Below are 20,890 nucleotides of genomic sequence, written 5' to 3'. Positions count from 1 at the left end.
TGTTTTATTTACTGTTATCTATCATATAATCAACTAATAATTTTAGTTCATCATCACTCACACTAGCACCACCTTTAGCAGGCATACCATTGATACCTTCAAGAGCATTTTTATAAACACCACTCATTCCTTTAGCAAGAACTTCAGCCCAGCCTTCTTTATCGCCTGTTACTGGAGCACCCATACCATCTGCTACATGACAAGGCATACAGTTATCTTCATAGTTTTTCAAAACATTAAAGCCCATATCTGAAGCTTCTTTTTTAGGAAGATCTCTAACCACTGACATTGGTGGTAAAAATTCACTTATTCCACCATTTTCAACTCTAGTTACTACTACTGACTTTTCTTGACAGTCTTTCATGCAACGCGTTGCTGGATTGACTTTTTTAGCACCAAAATTTGCAGGATTTTCATAGTATTTACGAACATCTTTTAGAGCATTAGGTCCATCTATATTTGGCTCAAATCCATCTCTATTTGGCATCTTGATTTTTAAGAATTTCTCGCGATTAAGAACATACTCATCATCAACTTCTTCACCATCAATTGTAATCTCATTGATATTTAACATATACGCAGTAAGAGCATAGACTTCATCATTACTTAGAGTTTTAGACTTTGTATGAGGCATACCATCTCTAATATACCACCACATTGTACTTGCAACAGGCCAGTAAGAACCAAATACACGAGTTGGACCATCAGCTTCAGGATCTTTCCATCTGTTGTTTGTTAATGTCTTTTGTAACTCATCTGCATTACCTTTTGAAAGAGATGGATATCCACCACCACCTGAACCAAAGTCACCATGACACATAACACACTGAGCTTCATAAATCTCTTCACCATCTTCAACAGAGCCACTACCCTCAGGTAAACCTGTTCCATCTGGCATAACATCTTTATCCCAAGCTACTAACTCATTTGCTGTTGGCACACGTCCATTATTTATCTTCATCATGTTTGATTGATTATTTACATAATAAGGACCTGTTTTATCACCTATTACAGGATATTTAACACCACCATCTATACTTGCAATTGTTGTAGCTGTATTAGCTTTGGTAGTCTTAGTTGGAGTAGCACCATCATCCATACAACCTGCACTAAATAAAGTTGCTATACTAAGGACAGAAGCTGTAGCAATTAATTTATAATTTGTATTAAACATCTTTGATCCCTCCTGGCGTTCTAACTTGAACATGATTAACTTCACCTGTTGGGGTTACTTCCCAAGTTTCAACACCATTTCTATGGTAAACAGACTCGACACCCATTATTGAAACTTCTTCATCAATTGTTGGTTGAATATATCCTGCGTCATCCATAGCACGAGATGTAAGTAAAAGTACTTCACCTTTTTTATATGTATGCATGTAGCTCCATCTAGTCCAAGACTTAGGCAATAATAAACCTTTTATCTTCGCTTGGACATAATTATTTCCACCATCAAAAGATAAGTCAATACCAGTTATAGTTCCCATACCAGACCAAGCAAGTCCTTCAATTTCAACTATATCACCATCTTCTAAGTCAGTCCATGGTTTTTCAGGAGATGGAGAAACTACAGTTGAGTTTACTTCATTCGCATAAAAATGCTGAATTGCTTTACCACTCGGTTTAAGTGCAGTATATTTAGAAGTTTCTTCTTTTGCGTACCATGGTTCAGCAGCAAAATCTAAACGCTTAAGCCATTTAACACATAAGTTTCCTTCCCAACCAGGGAGAAGTAGTCTTACAGGATAACCTTGTTCAGGACGTAGAGCTTCTCCATTTTGACCCCAAACAATCATTGCATCATCAAGAATCTTATCTATTGGAACAGAACGACCCATCTCTGAGTTATCAGATCCCTCAGCTAGCATCCACTGAGCTTCTGGCTTTAAGCCTAAATCTTCAAGAATAGTTTTTATGTAAACACCTGTCCACTCTGCAGATGCCATAAAACCTTTAGCAAACTGTAAAGAGTTAAACTGTGGGCCTCTCCACTCTTGTCCACCATTTGCAGGACACTCGATAAAGTGTGTACGAGTTACACTTGGATAACGTTTGAGTTGATCAAGTGTTAATACGATAGGTTTTTCAACTAAACCATGAATCATTAAACGATACTCTTTTGGGTCAATATGAGCAGTTCCACCATGAGAACGGGAAAAGAAAAGACCATTTGGAGTGATGATACCTTCTGACTCATGAATCGGAGTTACTGCAATAGAAGCTCTATAGTTACCAGAAGCTAAAAGCTTAGTATTTCTTCTTGTGTTGTTATGCTCATAAGCAGATGGGATTCCGTAACGATTTTTAGTTACAGGATCGCCCCACTTTTGGCCCCACTCAGGATGATGCATAATTGCATGATCATCTTCAGACGCAATTAGACTTGTTCCAGCAAGTGCAGTTACACCAAGAGCTGCTGTACGCTTAAAAAAGTTTCTTCTATCAGATATATCTAAATCATTTATAGATTTCTTATTATCCATTCTATTCTCCCATTTAATTAATATGACATTATATTGTTATGAGTATACAGAAGATTGACTATAAAAATGTGACAATAATGTGACAATATTACAACACAAAACTATTATGTTACATTTCGATACAAGTTATTCTAAAGATATTATATTAGATTTATAATTATTATTATCTATAGCTATGTATGTAGGATTTTTTTATTTAGACTTATAATAAACATATATTAATATGATATTTTTAGCTTTTTGTAGTTATTGATAAAATGACGTAGTTATTATTTTTTTTGTCTATTAGAAAGGGGATTGTACATCCTTGAAATTCAATATCTTTAATATTTTCATTGTCAAAATAGATGGACTTTTTATATTTTTTTCTTTACTTGGCATATTTAAAATAATGGTATCAAGATACATTTTAAAGTTTTTTGTTGCTTGGTAGTCTTGCTTAGATAAAATATTTAAAAGCTCTTTTAACTGCTTTTCATAAAGAGGTGAGCTTAATATATTCAAGCTTCTTTCCTTTGTTCAAGCCAAGTACTCATCTCTTTCATACTATCGTAATATAAAACAAAAGTACCAGTAGCATCTTCATACTCTTTTAACTGCGCTTGAATCTTTTTTTGATTATTTTTAAAGTCTTCTTCAATAATCACCACTTTATCTTTTGGTAATGTATTCATAAAGGTCTCTATATAATCATCTTCAACTTGTAAGTGTATAGTTGTCATGTTTTACTCGCTACTTTTCAACTCTGCATATAAAGAGATACAAGAGTCTACTTCTGCTCTACTAGGGACTCTTCTAACTGAAAGATATGTTACTTTCCCGTTAGTATGAATTTTTCTCAAGGCAGTTGCATGTACCCAGTAGTATCCACCATCTTTTCTAAGATTTTTTACAATTCCAGTCCAAAAGCCTTTTGCTTGTACATCATCCCAAAGACTTTTAAAGGCAATACGTGGCATATCTGGATGTCTTACTATATTATGGGCTTCACCAATTAACTCACTGAGTTTATAACCAGCTAGCTCACAAAAAAGTTCATTTGCGTAGATGATAAAACCTTTGTCATCAGTTTCACTCAGTATATATTCATCAGATGAGAATAACCACTCATCCGAGTTTTCACTTTTAGTTACACTCATGATAATACCTTATCTATAATATTTGCTTACTCCACTCATAGTTGAACCCATATTTAAAAGTAACATATCAGCAATAACTAAAGCTGCCATTGCTTCACATACTACAGTCCCTCTAATAGCAACACATGGGTCATGTCTACCTTTAAGTGAGAAATCTACTTCTTCATTTATAGTAGTAACAGTATGTTGTTCTTTAAATATAGATGGAGTAGGCTTGAAATATACATTCATAACAATATCTTCACCATTAGATATTCCACCAAGTATTCCACCAGAATGATTTGTCTCAAAACCTTTTGCTCTAATCTCGTCATTGTTCTGTGAACCTAATGAAGATGCACTAAGAACACCATCTCCAATCTCAACAGCCTTAACAGCATTGAGACCCATCATAGCATCTGCTAAAACACCATCAAGTTTATAATAAAGAGGTTGACCTAAACCTATAGGAGCACCTTTGATTAAAACTCTTGAAACTCCACCTACAGAGTCATGATTATTTTTAGCTTTTAAAATTGCTTCTTTTTGCAATTCTTCTTTGTCTGCATCTAAAGCATAAATAATACTGCTATTTACTCTGCCATAATCAAAAACTTCTGCTTTTATTCCAGCTACTTCGCTAATACCACTTAGGACTTCGATATCTAACTCTTTGAGCATCAGTTTTGCAACTGCTCCAGCTGCAACTCTAGCAGCTGTTTCTCTTGCAGAAGATCTTCCTCCACCTCTATAATCACGTATGCCATACTTATGAAAGTAAGTAAAATCAGCATGACCTGGACGAAAAACATCTTTGATATTTGTATAATCTTTTGACTTTTGGTTTGTATTGTAGATAATCATAGCGATTGGTGTACCAGTACTTTTACCTTCAAATACACCACTCAGTATCTCTACTTCATCTGCTTCTTTTCTAGCTGTTTCAAATTCACTCTTACCTGGCTTTCTACGGTCAAGCTCACTTTGAATATACTCTTCATCGATATCTAAACCGGCAGGAACACCATCAAGTAGACAACCTATTGCCTTGCCATGTGATTCACCAAAAGTGCTATAACGTAATTTTGTACCAAAACTATTCAACTATATTTCCTTTTTCAACAACTCAACTGCTACTTTGGCAGACTCTTGTTGAGCTATTTTTTTACTTTTTCCTGATGCTCTTGCATACTCTTTATCTTCAATCAATACAGCTACTTCAAACTCTTTTTTATGGTCAGGTCCGCGACTCGCCATTACTTTATACTCTGGAGTTATTCCAAATCTAGCCTGAGTTAATTCTTGAAGTGTTGTTTTAAAATCACGAAATAGGGAGTCTAAAGATATATCTTCATGATTTTTTTCTATAAGCTTTATTGCAATTTTTTCGGCAACAATCAAACCTGCTTCAAGGTAAATCGCTCCAATTACAGCTTCAAAAGCATTTGATAAAAGAGATGATTTTTCTCTTCCACCATTATTTTGTTCTGCATTTGACAAAAAGATACAATCACCAAGATTTAATGATCTTGCCAACTTATCAAAGCCTGTTTCATTAACCAATGAAGCTCTTATCTTTGATAATTTACCCTCATCAGATTTTTTAAATTTTTTATATAGGTATTCTCCTACAATAAGATCTAAAACAGCATCTCCTAAAAATTCTAATCGCTCATTATCGTAGGGCTGTTTATAACTCTTATGCGTCAGCGCTTCGATAATGAGCTGTTTATCTTTAAACTTGTACCCTAAAGTATTCTCTAAAGTCTCTATATTCATACTCATTATTTTTCCTATTATTAAATCTTACTAAAATTACTTCATCACTGAAAAGAGTTATTTTCTTCACTAAAATCTCTACGGTAGTCTTTACTCAAACTCATTTCTATTCGAGAGGTATCTATACTATGGCAAGAACTGCATCTGTTAAAAGCAAATGGATAAACCACTTTACAGTTGTCACATATGTACTCAAAACTAAGAGTTGCATTTGCACTTTTGTTAAGATTAATCAAAACATTTAACTCAAAAATGGAACTGTTAATTGCCAAATCTACATCACCACGAGCAGTGTAGAGTTCCCTTAAATAGCCGTTTTGTGTAATTATATCTAAATTCAAATCTTTTTTATCTACCTGCCAAAGTATATCTGTTAGTATCTCACTTTTTGAACTATCAAAGTTTTCCCATGCTAAAGCAGGGTTTGCACGGAAAAGATATTCAAAGGTCATGTAAGTAAGTTTATGTTCTTGTTTATAAGTTTGGATAACTTTTTTGACCTTATCTTCTTCAGAGATACTTGGATTATTTAAAAGGGCTAGAATTTTTAGATAAACAGTATCACTCTTTACATCTTTATTTAACTCATCTAAAGGTTCTAAGACATCAAGTGCTAAGCCATACTCTCTCATATGTTCATATACTAAGAGTAAATAGTGAAGAGCTTGTGGTGTTCTAGGATTGTTTTGAAGTATTTTAAGAAATATTTCTTTTGCACGCTCTAGAAAACCAGCTTTAAAATATGTACGACCAAGAAGAAAAAGAGTATCTCTGTAGTTGTCTTTACTTCCAACTTTTAAAAGCTCATTGTAAATTTCTATACTCTTTTCATAGTCACCATTTTTAAAATATGAGTGTGCAAGTAGTAACCATGATTTTTCAGAAAGTTCTCCCTTTGTAATAAGAATCTTTAGTTCACTCTTTGATGGAAGAGAACGAAACTGTCTAAGAAACTTATCTAGATGGCGATGATCTTCTTTTGTTTTAAACCTTGCCAACCAATACGAGAAAAAAGCGATGATAAAAATAAGTACAAAAAATATGATTACGCCAAAGAGAGGATCTCTAAACTCTATAAAAAAAGTACTCATAAACTACTCGTAAACAACAATGCCATAGTCATCTTTTAAATTGTAAAATGTTGAGTTTGCACTAAACTCTAAATCTTTTATCTTTCCTAGTTGAACTAGAGAGTTTTTATTTACTTTGATTCCAAATTCTGTAAAAAACTTTTTGATATTTACAAACTTTACATCTTCTACAAACTTATACTCAAACTCTTTATATAACTTCATTCTCTCATAAGAAAAAATATGTTCATTTACATGAAGTCTGTCAGATGCATACTTTATTGGAAGGTAACCAGAGAGGTCAGTGAGTATGTTTTCTACATATTCATGCTTAGGAGGAAGAGTATTTTTTTGTATAAAAATATACTTATTATTCAACTTAATATTTGGCGTATTTTTCCAGTATTTATAAGCTGGATTTGACACTCCAAGCTTAGAAGAGACTTCTCTCCAGAGCCAAAAAGAGTTAAGTGTACTTGGTAGATGAGACATCTTTTTGACTCCTTATTAGTGGGTTTTCTTTATTATATAGTTTTTTAATAAATAGTTTTATTAAAGGATAGGGTTATCATGATATAATTATTTTTATGAACTTAACAATTATTGAAGAAAAAATTGAAAATTTTAATAGAGATTTTTTTTCACAAATCGCCAATACAGCAGAAGAAGGTTTAGACTTCATTGAACAAAATAATCTTCACGTACCTAAAGAAAAGTACACTATTATAGGTGAGTTCCTACACAATACATTAAAAAGCTTTAGAATATTAGATTCTACATTTATGAGTACAACACTTAAAAAAATAGATACAGATATAACATATATGCGAACTCACCGTAGAAGAGTCAAAAAATATAAAAAATATTTTTGATTTCAAGTTTATTATTTTATCTCCTTCTTTTTCTAGTTTTGCTAGAGAGGTTTTAGAAGCACAAGATATAAATAATCCTAGTGATGAACAAAGAAAAAGAAAAAAACAATTATCTGCAATGCTCAAAGAATTTAAAGAAGTTTACTTCAGTACTTTCCAAGAGATATTTAAAGATGATCTAAAGTATTTTCTAGAGTCTCTGAGTCTTTGTCTTAATTCTAAAACATATTACTTTGATAAACTTCTATGGAAAGAAGCAGAATCTTCACTTGTTATAAAAAAACATTTACAAGCTCTTGAAATAAATAATAAATTAAACACTAGAGATTACTTGCTTTACACAACAGATTTGATGAGACCCTACACAGAAGAATATGAATACTTACAATCTTGCCTAAGGATATATAAATGAGTGAAATGTCTAACTATCTAGTTGATGATATAGAGAAATTTCTACAAATAAATAGAGACTCAGAGAATGAGGAACAAAGTGCAAGTCTAAGAAAACTTTTAAGCGTACAAGATAAAATATCTATCTTTAAAAATATAGATCCAGATGAACTAAAGGCAATTTTATACAATCTAAAATTTGTAAAGTTCAAGTTTAAAGATTATGTCGTAGAACAAAAAGATATAAGCGAAGAGATATTTTTTATTATAGACGGAGAGTGTCAAGTTTTTCATAACAAAAAAAAGGTTGGTAAACTTAGAGCTGGAGATATTTTTGGCGAAGCGGGAGCTATTTTTAAATCTCAAAGAAATGCTAGTGTTGTTTGTGCTTCTGAGCAAGCTACACTTTTATCTTTTTGTATTGATGAAAACAATGTAGAATTTTGCGCACCTGCTTTAGCAATACTCTATAAAAACTTAGCATCTGAAATAAATACTAAGCTTGAAGAGATAAATCTTGAGTTTGTTAAAAAATAATCACTACTAGGTTAGTAATAAGGAAGACTAAAACTTTATTATTTTATGTCTATCTCTAACTTACTTTTTACCCAACTTTGTTTTTCTTCTTGAACATTTTGAACAGTGAATAAGTTTATTCTATTATCGGCTATACCTTTTTGTTTCACAAGGTACTCTTTTAAAAGTTTTGCTCTATTAGTAGCTAAGGTTTTAAGTTCTAAAAGAGTTACGTCTTGCATCTTTCTTGTTTCATCTACTAAAGCTTTTTGATATGCTCTATCTAACAATTCACCCTTATAAGTTTTCCCAAGAACTTTCTTTATATCACTAACTTTCTTCTTTGGAGCCAACTCTTCATATATATCTTCGAGTAGATCTACATTCATAGCATTTTGCTGCTCTTTTTTATTTTTAGCTCCACTTTTTTCCATAACTATTTTTACAAGTTTTTGCTGTTGTATTATAAATCTATCTTGAATTTCATCATATTGTCCAACTATATTTAGAGAAATCTTTGGTCTCTTTAGCATTAGTTTAGAGATGTTATCAAGTTTTTCTTTCTCAGGTGGGAGAATTGTCATAAGTCCTGGCTCAAATTCTACAAACTCCAACTCTTCTCCATCAAAACCCATCATAGAACCTAAAAATTTAAATGGAGATGCTACAGCCTTAATTATTAAGTTACCAAAAGTTTTCCAAACAAGAGCACCATACTTAAAGTCAGGGGCGTCTACATTGCCTTCAACAGGCATATTAATATCTATAACTCCATCACCATCTTCTAAAAGTGCAATCGCAAAACCTAAGGGTAAAGAAGAACTATTTTCATCTTCTATCTCATCACCTAACTCTATACTTTTAACTATAATAGAGTTCTTACCTGACATCTCAGAATCAAAGATTTCATAACCTAAGTCTAAAAATAGTTTTCCACTCTCTATCTTATAACCTGCAAAACTTGCACTATATCCGCTTAGCGAGTTTAGATCTATATTTCTAAAGTTAAAATCTAAGTCTGTGTATATTTTAGGGTTTGAGCTATCAACAGAACCAATAAGTTTTGTAGAACCATATTCATCTACCTCTCCTACAATATCTACATAACTAACTTCACCAGATTGACTTGATATCGAGTAAACGACACCATTTAAGTCATGGATATCTGTTTTAAAATCTAAAGGAAGAGAAAAGTCAGCAAACTTTGCACTACCAGATGCAACATTTAACTTCATTATTTTAAATGGAAATTTTGTAGCATTGGCATCTTCACTTTTAGATACATTTGTTTTTTTCGATAAAGATGCGAAGTTCATGGTTTTATTTTCATCTATGATAGCATTTACATAAAATCCGTTTATATCAAGTTCATTTACAAAAGCTCTATCTGGGGACATCTCATAGTCAAATGATTTAAGAGTCATGTTATTAAAAGAGAGAAGTGTTGAGTCGTTTTTTGAGTCATTTAAGAAGAACTCACTTACATCTAGTTGACCCTTTACTTTTAAATCTGCTACCTTAGAACTTTTTGCATATTCTATCTTTGTTTTTAAATCTACATAACCATCAGTTAGTTTTACATATAAGTTTTTTTCTATATATGGACTAAACTCTCTTAAAGATATTTTTTGTAAATCAAAAGTACCCTTTTGTTTAAGAGGAGTATGTCTGAGTTTACCCTTCGCTTTTGCATATCCTTTTGAGTTAAGTCTAACGGAGAGACTGTAGTCTAACCAAGTCTTTTCTTGTGAGTCTATATTGTAAGCGTTGAAGTTTATTCTGTCTAATTTAGTTTTTAAAGCAGGTTTTAGACTCTTATCATCAAAACTAACTTTTGCTGTTTGAAGTGCAAAATGTTTTAGCTTTACTCTATACTCAGGTTCACCTTTTGTTTTCTTGTCTGCATCTATCTTATTTATTTTAGATTTTTTTGCAACTATTAAATTATCAATATTTAATGTGCCGTCTTTATATAACCCTGCTCTAACATTTAAATTTTTGAGAGTTGTTTTTTGAATATCAACTGCTTTATCTTTTGTATCCAAACTTAGATTATTCACTGCGAAATTTTCAAAGTCTACAAGTCTCTCTCCCGTACTTCTTTTATTCATAGCCATCTTAGTGAGATTTATATTAGCATCGCTTACTCTTATCTGAGTTGCTTCTTCTACTACTAACACACTAACGTTAGCATCAAAACCTAGAGTTGCACGTTTTAGTTTTAAGTCATATACGCTTAGTGCATCTCTAGCTACTTCATCTATATATGGAGCAAACCTAATTACATCAAAATCACTACACTTAGTATATGAATATACATCTAATATTTTATGCTTAACATCTCCCTTAGAGTTACAAATAAACTTATCATTTACTCTCATATTCATCTTATAAGAGAAAGATTCTTCTCCTGCTAAGCTTACATTGCTAAGATATAGATTAAAATCATTTAAGTGCGTATTTACCATTGGTTTGACGCCACTATCTTCAAAATCTATTTTTATTTTCTCTAGTGCGATATCATCAACTAAAACATTCCAAGCTTTACTCTCTTGTTTAACTTCAATCTCTTCTTCAGTAACTGCATCTTTAGTAGCAAATTCTGTTTTTATATACTCCAACCAATCTATCTCTTTTGCTGTGTTTCTCTTAGCTTTGACATATAAAGACTTAAGAGAAATCTTACCTACGTGAACATCTCTAAGCATAGGTTTAACACTAACATCACTTAGTGAAAAATGTTCTAGATTTAATACATCTTTGTATTTACTCTTTGGTTTTATTCTTAGTTTGTCTATTGAGACACTAAGATTATCTATGCTTGTTGCATTTAAATCATCAAGATTAAAGTAGTACTCTGAAGTAAAATGTACTTTTCCATCTGCCACTTCTAGATTTAATGAGTCTTGCATATACTTCCACTGCGTATAAAGCTTACTTGCTTCAAAGTCCACACTACCTTTTACTTTAAAAGGTTTAAACCCAAGTACTTCACTCTTAAGGTCGAAGAACCCTCCATCGCCTAAGGTCGTGTGAAATCTAAGAGTTGCATCACTTGAGTTAAAATCCTTTGTATCTATATCTCTTAACTCAAAACCTATTCTCTCAAAAGAGAATTCAAATGGAGTATTATGGGTATAGTCTTCATAGTTAATTTTTCCATTTTTTATACTTACTTTATCTAGAAGAACTCTTGGCATCTCAAATGCTGAAGTATTTTCTTGTTTGGCTTCTTGCTCTTTTACTTTTATAATTGAAGAGAGATTTATTGACTTATCTTTTTTGTAAATCAGAGAAATGTCTGGATCTTCTAGTGTGATATTTTTCACATGTATGGATGAGTTAAAAAGAGAATGAGGTTCTAAATTTATTAGTATTGACTTTAAGGATAGTAGATGCGAGTCCTTAGCATCTAGAAGTTTTATTTCATTTATTTCAAGACTAAAGACAAAAGGATTAAAATAGATACTATCAAGTGATAGTTTAGCATTTGTCTCTTTTTGAACAATTTGTATAAGTTGTGATTTTAAGATTAAAGGGAGGGCAATAAAACCTAATATTGCATAGATGGATAGCAAATAAATTACTAGCTTTTGAATTTTTTTAACATTTAGACTCCAAGAAGTTACCTTGATGGAGTCTAACATCTTAGACTTTAAAAATTAGTTATTCTTTAGCATTAACAATATCAGAGCGTGGAAAAACAAATGTTGATTTTCTAAATACAACAATTTTATCCTCATGTCCTATCGCATATGCACGAATAGTAATAGGAATAATAGTATCTTTTCTATCATTATTCACTAGCATCTCTTCAGTTCTAAGTACAACTATTTTTTTCTTTTTAATACCAGGAACGGCTGTAAATTCTTTTCTTGGTTTTGCAATGGTAATCTTACCTTCCATACCTTTTGGAGCAATAACATCAAAGTAAAACTTCATCTTTTCATTCTGAGTATTTTGAAGAAGAAATTCATAGGCATTCTCTACTCGTACCTTATCATTTGGCATCTTTTTAACAGAGTAAAGACGACTCTCTTTGTTAATGTTTAAAAGCATATGCTCTTTAGTAGAACCCATCATTGCTAGAACGACCATAAGACCAATTAAAAGAGCAATATAAGCTAAAACATTTCCACGGAAGTATTTAGTCTTACCTTTTTGCTCTACTATCTCATAATCACTTGACCAAGTAACTAAAGATGGCTTCCCAAGTTTACCCATAACTGTAGTACAAGCATCTACACACTCTAAACAGTTAATACACTCTAACTGAAGACCTTGACGAATATCAATATGTGTAGGACAAACAGTTACACAGCTCTCACAAGCCGTACACTCTGCATGAGGTTCTTGTACTTGAATGTCTTTTTGTTTAGTATAAAGCTTGTTATGTTCATCATCATAGATATTACCACCTCTATGCATATTGTATAGTGCCATAACAGTATGATCATCATATAAAACTGATTGAATTCTTGAGTATGGACAAACGTATATACAGTAGTCTTCTTTTAGAAAGATAATGTCATATATTAGAAAAGCTGCAATACCAAGAACTGAGCCAAATAGAGTCCAGTGATTGTTAAAGTCAATTAAATAAGCAAAGAAGTCTTCAGGTGGAACAAAAAACCATAATAGGTTGGCAGAAGCTAAAGTAGCAAGAAGTATCCAGAGTAAAATTGCTATTACTTTTTTAACCTTATTCTCTGGTTTTGACATATCAGGTTCTTGCTGTTTATTTTTAATGCGTTTACGAAGACCTAAAATTTTTGTTTCAATCAAATCTCTATAGACAACACGAAAAATAGTCTGAGGACATATCCAACCACAAAAAACACGACCACCAACAACAGTCATACCAAATATACCTAAGAACATAAACATTAATAAAAATGGCATTAGGTATAACTCTTGCATATCAAACTGTATAAATGCAAGGTGCAGCTTTAGTTTATCAAAACTAAGCAAGAAGAAATGGTTTCCATCTACTGTTATCCAAGGTAAAACTAAAGCTATTATTGTAAATAGTATATATATGTAATAGCGTTTAACTCTCCAAGAGCCTTGCTTTGCGATGCTTGAACTTTTTTTACTCATCTGAACTCCTATAATATTTTTAATCTACTCAATCTTGTCAAGATTTTGTCAGATTATAGCAAATTGTAGTTGAGTTTTAAATTAGTTTATTATTATAATAATTATAATAATTGCAAATGTAGAAAGAGGTAAGCTTTTTAGCTTACTTCTTCTACCATATTGTCCAAGTGAACAAATAGATCTTTAGAGTTTTTCTCAGCATTTTCAACTAATCCTGTATTGATTAGTGCTGGAAGATTCATTACACTATCATGCACTGCTTTATGAGGTGCTTCTATTTTAGAGTAACTAGGAGTTTTAGAGAAAAGCTCTTTGCCTTCATTTTTATACCAGTTTCCAAATCTACATTCTAAGTGGCTTGAAAACTTCTGATCTTTATCATTTTTAAATACTGACTCATATCCACCAAGTTTAAACACTATGTGGTCGAGTTTAGCTAAGTTTACAAACATCTCATTTGATATAACCTTATTACTATTTTTAATCTCATGTGCACCATCTACAAGAGTAAATAAACTTTCATTAAAGCTAGATAGTTTTTCTAAAGATACTGAGATTTCACTATCCATCTGCTCTGAAAATTCCTGCATTGAAGCAGAATTTTGTTTTAGTAGATTTATATTTACTTCCACTTCACTTGTAGCTTTTTGTGTTCTCTCAGCAAGTTTTCTTACCTCATCAGCAACAACTGCGAAACCACGTCCATGCTCACCTGCACGTGCTGCTTCTATTGCAGCATTAAGTGCAAGAAGATTAGTTTGGTCAGATATATCTTTAATAAGCGCTATAACATTTGTAATCTCATTTACACTATTGTTTAACTGCTCAGAATTTTCTCTACTATCATTCATCTTATGAGAAGCATTTTCTAAAGACTCTCCCATCTCAGCTGTTGAAGTTTTCACATCATCTACAGTGATCTCTGTCTTTTCATTCATCTCATTTATGTTTTGAAGGAACTCCATATTTCTAATTAGTCCCTCTTGTACATCTTTAACTCCTGTTGTCGCACCTTCACTAAGAAGATCTGTTAAAGATAGAGTCAGTCTATTTTTTTCTAATTGCATTTCATTTTCTTTAGAATGTTTTTCTGAATCTTCTAAACTTTCATTTGCGTTTACTATTGCTTCGTATGCAGTCTCAAGAGTATGATTTGCCGCACTTTGGATAGAAGATATTTCATCTCCACCACTCTCACTAATACTTTTAGAGAAATCTTTAGAAAAGATGATTTCATCAAGTTCTTCTTTAAATTTTGAGATTCTTGAAGTTAAATTTTTAGCTACTATTCCACCAAAGCCTAAAATAAAGACCATAATAGCTATGTTGATCAGAATACTTATTGTTAAGCTAAATTTTGCATCACTTTTTAGAGTCGCTACTTCTTCTAAAATACCTTCAGCTAGATGGTTTTCAATTTTTTTAAGAAGATTAATTTTTGCTGTTATTGTTGAGAACCAGTAACCTGCTTCTATACCAAAATCACCATTCATCTTACTCATAGCAATTTTTCTCATTCTATCAACTTCTTCAACAGGCTTACCTACAAGAGTATTGTTTTTAAAGTCTGCATTTTCTTTTGAAGTCAAAAACATATATCTGCTCATATAAACATCTTGCTCACTCATTAGTTTAATAAACTTAGCATAAAAGCCTACAGGAAAAGCGTCCTTTGCAAATGTACCTGTCATTACAGCTCTCTCTTTGGAGTAAAGGTAGTTAACAAATGCATTTAGAGATGTACTCATTTTTTGGTCTGAACTCATCTTCGCAATAAATGCTATGGTGTCTAAAAATGCACCATTTAAAGGAGTGTAGTAACCAACAGTTTTAGGCACATTATATTCTAATGAACTAATACTTTCTCTTGTAGAGTCAAGCTTAGCTAAACGACTCATAGCATCGTTCATTTGGTCTTGCATCTCTTTAGGATATTTCGAAAAATCCATACTTTTGTAATAAGCTTCCATCTCAGCACGAGTAGCATCTGTATCTTTTCTAATACTTGGTATTGCATCTATAAACTTCTTTCCACCTGAACCAACATATCCCGCTGAAGCACCACGCTCTTTTTGAGTATTATGAACCATAAAACTTATTTTAGTTGCAAGAATCGTTGCCTCTTCTATCTTTGAAAGCTCTTGAACTTTCTGATAACCTGTATACTCACTCATGCTAAGTAAGACAAAAATAACTAAAGATGGTAAAAACACCATCAACGTCATTTTTAGTTTTATAGATATATTATTTAACATATCGTATTCCTTTTTCATTGTTAAATATCATTATAGGTTCATTATAACACTAAATCAAAAATTTAAAATTTACCATTATCTTGTTACTTATTTTATAATCTAAACTGAAGTAAATACTCCTACTTGTATGGGAAAAGCCGTTCTTATGCTCTAATTTGCTAAGATATCTTCTAATATTTTAACACTAAAAGATTTTATTATCATGACTACAAAACAATACATACTAAATACAATCAAGAAACGTCCATTAATTATTGATGGTGCAATGGGAACTCAGCTTCAACAAAGAGATGACAAGATTTCTGAAGAAGCTTGGCAAGGCAATGAAGGATGTAACGAACTACTAAATGTTACAGCTCCTGAAGTTCTTCGTGAAATTCTCCATGCTTACCTAACTGCTGGTGCAGACTTCATCACTACAAATACCTTTGGCTCGTTTTCATGGGTTTTAGATGAGTATCAAATTGGACAACGTGCTTATGAGCTAACACGTGCTGGGGCACAGCTTGTAAAAGAAGAATGTGAAAAGTTTTCAACTCCAGAGCATCCTCGTTTTTGTCTTGGTTCTGTTGGTCCAGGTACAAAACTTCCATCACTTGGTCACATAACTTACGATGAAATGTACAAAGGTTATACAGAGTTTTGTTTAGCTCTAATTGATGGTGGAGTTGATATATTTTTACTAGAGACATGTCAAGATCCTCTACAAATAAAAGCTGCTCTTCATGCCTGTCAAGAAGCTTCTAGACAAAGAAATGTAGATATCCCAATGATGGTCTCTGTAACAATAGAACTTAGTGGAACTATGCTTATCGGTACAGATGCAGAGACTATTGCAACTATTTTAGAGCCATTTGATATTTTATCTCTTGGTTTTAACTGTGGAACAGGCCCTGAACAAGTTTTAAAACATGTAAAAACTCTTAGTGAAGTTTGGCATAAACCTATAAGTGTTCACGCAAATGCGGGTCTTCCTCAAAATCGTGGAGGTTATACTTACTATCCAATGGGTCCAGATGAGTTTACTATACAACAAGAAAAGTTTTTAGCTTACGATGGTGTCTCTTTCTTAGGTGGATGTTGTGGAACTACTCCTCAACACATTCGCGCATTGGTTGACAAGGTAAACTCTATAACACCTAAAGCACCAAGTGGTTCGCATGAGAATTCTATAGCTTCTCTTTTTAACACTACAACTCTTAAACAAGAGCCTGCTCCTCTTCTAATGGGAGAGCGTTCAAATGCAACTGGTTCAAAAGCCTTTAGAGAACTTCTTTTAGCAGAGAATTATGAAGGAACACTAAGCGTAGCACAACAACAAGTTCGTGCAGGTGCTCATGTAATTGATGTCAATGTAGGTTTTGCAGGACGTGATGAAACAAAAGATATGAATGCTGTAATAGGAATGTATAACCAAAAGATAGCACTTCCTCTTATGCCAGACTCTACACAAACAAGCGGACTTGAAACTGCACTTAAAAATATAGGTGGAAAACCTATACTAAATTCTGTAAACCTTGAAGATGGTGAGCCAAAGTTTGATGAAGTATGTAACCTAGCTAAGAAGTATGGAACAAGTTTAGTATGTCTTACGATAGATGAAGTTGGTATGGCAAAAACAGTTGAGAACAAACTAGCTGTTGCGGATAGAATCATAGATCTTGCTACTAATCGTCACGGCATAAAAAAAGAAGATTTGATTTTTGATGTTTTAACATTTACACTTGCTAGTGGAGATGAAGAGTATTGGGATGCTGGTATAAACACTATAGAAGCTATTCGTGCACTTCGTAAAAAGCATCCAGAAGTTAGTGCTACTTTAGGACTATCAAACATCTCTTTTGGACTTGACAAAGATGCAAGACCTTATCTAAACTCTATGTTTTTACATCATTGTATTGAGGCTGGATTAACGTCAGTTATTATCAATGTAAAACATATCATTCCCATAAATAAAATAAGTCAAGAAGACCAAGATATATGTGATGATTTAATCTTCAATCGTAAACCAAATGGAGAGGCTCTTTTTACTTTTATAGAGCACTTTAGCACTAAAGAAGCAATAGATACAAATGTAGAAGATGCAGCTTATTTAGCGATGAATGATGAAGAAAAAATAGCTAAACTTCTTATGGATGGTGATAAAGAGAGAATGATTCCTCTTGTTGAAGAGGCTAGAAAAACTATAGCTCCTGAGAGAATCGTAAATGAAATTCTTATAGATGCCATGAAAGTTGTTGGGGAGTTGTTTGGTTCAGGTCAGATGCAACTACCATTTGTTCTTCAAAGTGCTGAGACTATGAAAAAAACAGTTGATTACCTAAACCCTTATCTTCCAAAAATAGAAAAAGAAGTATCAACTAAACTAGCTCTTGGAACAGTAAAAGGTGATGTTCACGATGTTGGTAAAAATCTTGTAGATATTATCCTCTCAAACAATGGTTTTCAAGTTCAAAATCTTGGTATTAAAGTAGAACTTGAACAGTTTATACAAGCTACAAAAGATGGTCATATATCTGCATTTGGTATGAGTGGACTTTTAGTAAAATCTACTCAAGTGATGCAAGAAAACCTAAAAGCTTTAAAGGCTGAAGGTATTACTATCCCAGTCCTTCTAGGTGGAGCTGCCCTTACTCGTACCTTTATAGATGAGTTTTGTCGTCCTTTTTATGATGGCCCAATCTTTTACTGTAAAGATGCCTTTGACGGTGTTACTGCAATGAGTCGCATCGAAGCAGGAAACTTTGACACTGACCTTCATGGAAAAGACAAAGAAGAAAAAGTTGTAAAAGAGAAAAAAGAGATAATTATCCCTCCATTTTCCCAGCTTAAGATGCCAACTCGTGACTTAAGAGTTCCTACTCCTCCATTTTGGGGAAGACGTGAAATCAAACTAACAACTACTCAGATTGAGATGGCTTTTGAATGGGTAAATCATAGAATACTTTTTAAATCTCGTTGGGGTTATAGCTCTAAGGGAATGACAAAAGAGGCTTATCAAAAACAGACAGATGAAGTTATATGGCCGGCATACCATAGACTAAAAGCTCAGTTTTTAGATGAGAAACTTTTTGAACCAACTATCGTTTATGGTTACTGGCCTTGTCGTTCAGATGATAACACTCTTCTTATATTTGATGAGAGTGAGGGTTATAACTCTGATTCTGAAGTTAACACGGAACCTCTAGACCATGTTATAGGAAGAGCGATAAAACAGTTTACTTTTCCAAGACAGTCAAAAAAACCACACCGTGCTTTAAGTGACTTTTTCCATAAAGACAGACACGATGTGTTAGCACTAACCTGTGTTAGTGCAGGAGCAAAAATAAGTGATGCTGAGCGTCTTATCTACGATGAGGGTGATTACACTGAGTACTATCAGTTTCATGGACTTGGAGTAGAGTTAGCAGAAGCATTAGCAGAGATTGCACATAAACAGATAAGACTTGATTTAAACATTTCAGAAGGTGAAGGAAGTAAATTAAGTGATGTTCAGATGAACAGATATCAAGGAAGCAGATATTCATTTGGTTATGCAGCTTGTCCAGACTTAGAACTTAGTCGTCCACTGTTTGACTTACTAAAACCAGAAGAGTTTGGGATAGAACTTAGTGAAACTTTTCAAATTCATCCAGAACAATCAACAAGTGCTTTGGTTGTTTACCATCCAAACGCAACTTATTACAATGTATAAATAAAAGAAGAGAATCAAGTGTCTCGGGCTTGAATCTCTCTTTTAATATGGAATTTTATTTTTAATACATGTGGATAAAGTGTGAGTTTTGTATTTTATCTTTTTAATATCTTACATTCAACTAAACCAGACTCAAAACATTTACTATACTCTTTGGCAATATCAATACGTTCTTGTGTTTTAGGATGAGATGAGAGATATTTTAAAGAGTCACCTTCTATCAATAAGTTTGTAGATTTTTTAACATACTCATTCATTCTATTTATTATATTAGAAAAATATATTGGGTCTATACCAGCAATTAACATATGTTCAAATGAATATTTATCTGCCTCAGCTTCATTATCCCTTGAGTAACTACTATTAACAAGCAAAGAGCCTAAACCAACTCCCATATCTGCTAGTCCGTTGCTATCAGCAAGTATAGTCATTACGGCTACTGAGATAAAGGTACTTCTTATAAGCATCTGTAAACTATGTCTATGTAGTACATGTCCCATCTCGTGTAAAAGAACTGAATCTATTTCTGCTTGATTTATACATAATTGCACAAATTTATCTGTTAAAATAATATCTCCAGATGGTAATGCCATGGCGTTTGGCATACTGATATTGGCTTCTTTATATAATCTAAAGTGGAGTTTGTACTCTGCATTGCTCTCTGTTTTAACAAGAGGGACTATTTTTACATGAAAGTGAGTACGGATATCTTGCATTATTTTTTGTGAAAGTTTTGATTTTTCAAATATATGTTTATCAAGAATCTCTAATGCACTAGTTGAAATCAATTTAGTTGTTTTAGCTGGCAAAGCATAAGCAATTTCTTTACTTAAAAAAGGGACTCCCCACTTAAAAAAACCAAAAGCAAAAAACATACTTACAACTATTGCGACAAGAACCCATATCAATTTAGATTCAAATTTATAAATTAATTTCTTATCAAAAATATTATCTACTGCATCATTATCTTTTGTCGTGAAAATTGAGTTGTCTTCTAGTATGATTTTTCTTTCTACATTACCCAATCTAGTTTCTATTTTTAATTGCTTTTTTTCACCGCTATGTCTTTTCTCATTTTCTATTTCAATAGTAAAATAATTATCTTCTACTTTAAGAGTAGCACTCAATTGTTTTGAGCACCCTTCTTCTAAGTATTTTCCAGTTATATGCAAAAGACTAAAGCCCTATTTCCACATCAAAAGCATCACCTATTTCCTCACCAAGAGCTGATGAGTTGTCTTGAACTTGAGATATATATTGATTGAGTCCATTATTTGTATTTACATATGTATTTTCTAAAACTATTCTAGCCACCCTAACTTTTGCCCAAGGAATAGCAAGACCTAGAGTAAACAGTATAATAAAAAAGTTTGATATTATAATCCATGCATAAGGTAAAGTTTTTAGTCTTGATTCAAAATTCACAACTTCATCTAACTTAGTGTTAGCATAGATATAATTACGATAAGTAGTGAATAGATAAGCTTTCATAAATATCATGACAACAATTGATCCCGCCAATTCCAACAACAAGTGCAATTTCCACCTAAATTAGCTAGCTAATCTTTTACTCATTTCACTGAAAAACACTTCATACGGAGTTTTGTATTTGA

General features: G+C 32.6%; 18 protein-coding genes. 4 read left to right on the top strand and 14 right to left on the bottom strand.

What is annotated here, in order from left to right; genetic code table 11:
* Positions 1–4: 4 nt before the first annotated feature.
* The 9 genes from QZZ48_RS03990 to QZZ48_RS03950 form a co-directional block, all read right to left on the bottom strand.
* The gene (locus tag QZZ48_RS03990; protein ID WP_294962205.1) at positions 5–1,174 is read right to left on the bottom strand and encodes a c-type cytochrome; all 1,170 of its coding nucleotides are present in this window, start codon (positions 1,172–1,174) and stop codon (positions 5–7) included.
* The gene (gene soxC, locus QZZ48_RS03985) at positions 1,167–2,483 is read right to left on the bottom strand and encodes a sulfite dehydrogenase (RefSeq protein ID WP_294962204.1); all 1,317 of its coding nucleotides are present in this window, start codon (positions 2,481–2,483) and stop codon (positions 1,167–1,169) included. The genes QZZ48_RS03990 and soxC overlap by 8 nt, the downstream gene beginning before the upstream one ends.
* 285 nt (positions 2,484–2,768) lie before the next feature.
* Positions 2,769–2,987, bottom strand: coding sequence for a hypothetical protein (locus tag QZZ48_RS03980; protein WP_294962203.1), 219 nt, complete (start codon positions 2,985–2,987; stop codon positions 2,769–2,771).
* On the bottom strand, positions 2,984–3,205 hold the full coding sequence (locus QZZ48_RS03975) for a hypothetical protein (RefSeq protein WP_294962201.1): 222 nt from the start codon (positions 3,203–3,205) through the stop codon (positions 2,984–2,986). Before QZZ48_RS03975 ends, QZZ48_RS03980 begins: the two co-directional genes overlap by 4 nt.
* Before the next feature lie 3 nt (positions 3,206–3,208).
* The gene (locus QZZ48_RS03970; protein ID WP_294962184.1) at positions 3,209–3,622 is read right to left on the bottom strand and encodes a PAS domain-containing protein; all 414 of its coding nucleotides are present in this window, start codon (positions 3,620–3,622) and stop codon (positions 3,209–3,211) included.
* A gap of 9 nt (positions 3,623–3,631) precedes the next feature.
* Complete coding sequence (gene aroC / locus QZZ48_RS03965; protein ID WP_294962182.1) at positions 3,632–4,705, bottom strand: chorismate synthase; 1,074 nt, start codon at positions 4,703–4,705, stop codon at positions 3,632–3,634.
* Positions 4,706–5,386, bottom strand: a complete 681-nt coding sequence (rnc, locus tag QZZ48_RS03960) for a ribonuclease III (protein ID WP_294962180.1) — start codon at positions 5,384–5,386, stop codon at positions 4,706–4,708.
* Positions 5,387–5,424: 38 nt separating this feature from the next.
* Positions 5,425–6,471, bottom strand: coding sequence for a tetratricopeptide repeat protein (locus QZZ48_RS03955; RefSeq protein WP_294962178.1), 1,047 nt, complete (start codon positions 6,469–6,471; stop codon positions 5,425–5,427).
* A gap of 3 nt (positions 6,472–6,474) precedes the next feature.
* Positions 6,475–6,942, bottom strand: coding sequence for a hypothetical protein (locus QZZ48_RS03950; protein ID WP_294962176.1), 468 nt, complete (start codon positions 6,940–6,942; stop codon positions 6,475–6,477).
* A 95-nt stretch (positions 6,943–7,037) separates the two neighbouring features.
* Here QZZ48_RS03950 and QZZ48_RS03945 point away from each other — a divergent pair, with 95 nt between their 5' ends.
* The 3 genes from QZZ48_RS03945 to QZZ48_RS03935 all read left to right on the top strand — a co-directional run bounded on the left by QZZ48_RS03945 (position 7,038) and on the right by QZZ48_RS03935 (position 8,249).
* Positions 7,038–7,322: a hypothetical protein gene (locus QZZ48_RS03945; RefSeq protein WP_294962174.1), complete on the top strand. Its 285-nt coding sequence runs from the start codon at positions 7,038–7,040 to the stop codon at positions 7,320–7,322.
* Between the two features lie 118 nt (positions 7,323–7,440).
* Positions 7,441–7,734 carry a hypothetical protein gene (locus QZZ48_RS03940; RefSeq protein WP_294962172.1) on the top strand — a complete coding sequence of 98 codons (294 nt, stop codon included), beginning with the start codon at positions 7,441–7,443 and terminating at the stop codon, positions 7,732–7,734.
* The gene (locus QZZ48_RS03935; protein WP_294962171.1) at positions 7,731–8,249 is read left to right on the top strand and encodes a cyclic nucleotide-binding domain-containing protein; all 519 of its coding nucleotides are present in this window, start codon (positions 7,731–7,733) and stop codon (positions 8,247–8,249) included. The genes QZZ48_RS03940 and QZZ48_RS03935 overlap by 4 nt, the downstream gene beginning before the upstream one ends.
* 38 nt (positions 8,250–8,287) lie before the next feature.
* Here QZZ48_RS03935 and QZZ48_RS03930 read toward each other — a convergent pair whose 3' ends face one another.
* From QZZ48_RS03930 to QZZ48_RS03920, 3 genes are all read right to left on the bottom strand, one after another.
* Positions 8,288–11,875, bottom strand: a complete 3,588-nt coding sequence (locus QZZ48_RS03930) for a DUF748 domain-containing protein (RefSeq protein WP_294962169.1) — start codon at positions 11,873–11,875, stop codon at positions 8,288–8,290.
* A gap of 19 nt (positions 11,876–11,894) precedes the next feature.
* Positions 11,895–13,328, bottom strand: coding sequence for a cytochrome c oxidase accessory protein CcoG (ccoG, locus tag QZZ48_RS03925; RefSeq protein WP_294962167.1), 1,434 nt, complete (start codon positions 13,326–13,328; stop codon positions 11,895–11,897).
* 137 nt (positions 13,329–13,465) lie between these two features.
* On the bottom strand, positions 13,466–15,583 hold the full coding sequence (locus QZZ48_RS03920; protein WP_294962166.1) for a nitrate- and nitrite sensing domain-containing protein: 2,118 nt from the start codon (positions 15,581–15,583) through the stop codon (positions 13,466–13,468).
* A 202-nt stretch (positions 15,584–15,785) separates the two neighbouring features.
* Here QZZ48_RS03920 and metH point away from each other — a divergent pair, with 202 nt between their 5' ends.
* Positions 15,786–19,277: a methionine synthase gene (gene metH, locus QZZ48_RS03915; protein ID WP_294962164.1), complete on the top strand. Its 3,492-nt coding sequence runs from the start codon at positions 15,786–15,788 to the stop codon at positions 19,275–19,277.
* A 95-nt stretch (positions 19,278–19,372) separates the two neighbouring features.
* Here the strand turns inward: metH and QZZ48_RS03910 are convergent, their stop codons facing one another.
* Both QZZ48_RS03910 and QZZ48_RS03905 read right to left on the bottom strand, forming a co-directional pair.
* Complete coding sequence (locus tag QZZ48_RS03910) at positions 19,373–20,449, bottom strand: M48 family metallopeptidase (RefSeq protein ID WP_294962162.1); 1,077 nt, start codon at positions 20,447–20,449, stop codon at positions 19,373–19,375.
* A 4-nt stretch (positions 20,450–20,453) separates the two neighbouring features.
* Positions 20,454–20,798 carry a DUF898 family protein gene (locus tag QZZ48_RS03905; protein WP_366755899.1) on the bottom strand — a complete coding sequence of 115 codons (345 nt, stop codon included), beginning with the start codon at positions 20,796–20,798 and terminating at the stop codon, positions 20,454–20,456.
* Positions 20,799–20,890 lie beyond the last annotated feature (92 nt).

The organism is Sulfurimonas sp. (genome assembly GCF_016744025.1).
Taxonomy (GTDB): Bacteria; Campylobacterota; Campylobacteria; order Campylobacterales; family Sulfurimonadaceae; genus Sulfurimonas.
The sequence above is the reverse complement of the archived record's forward strand: the minus strand, read 5'-3'. Positions and strand labels throughout refer to the sequence as shown.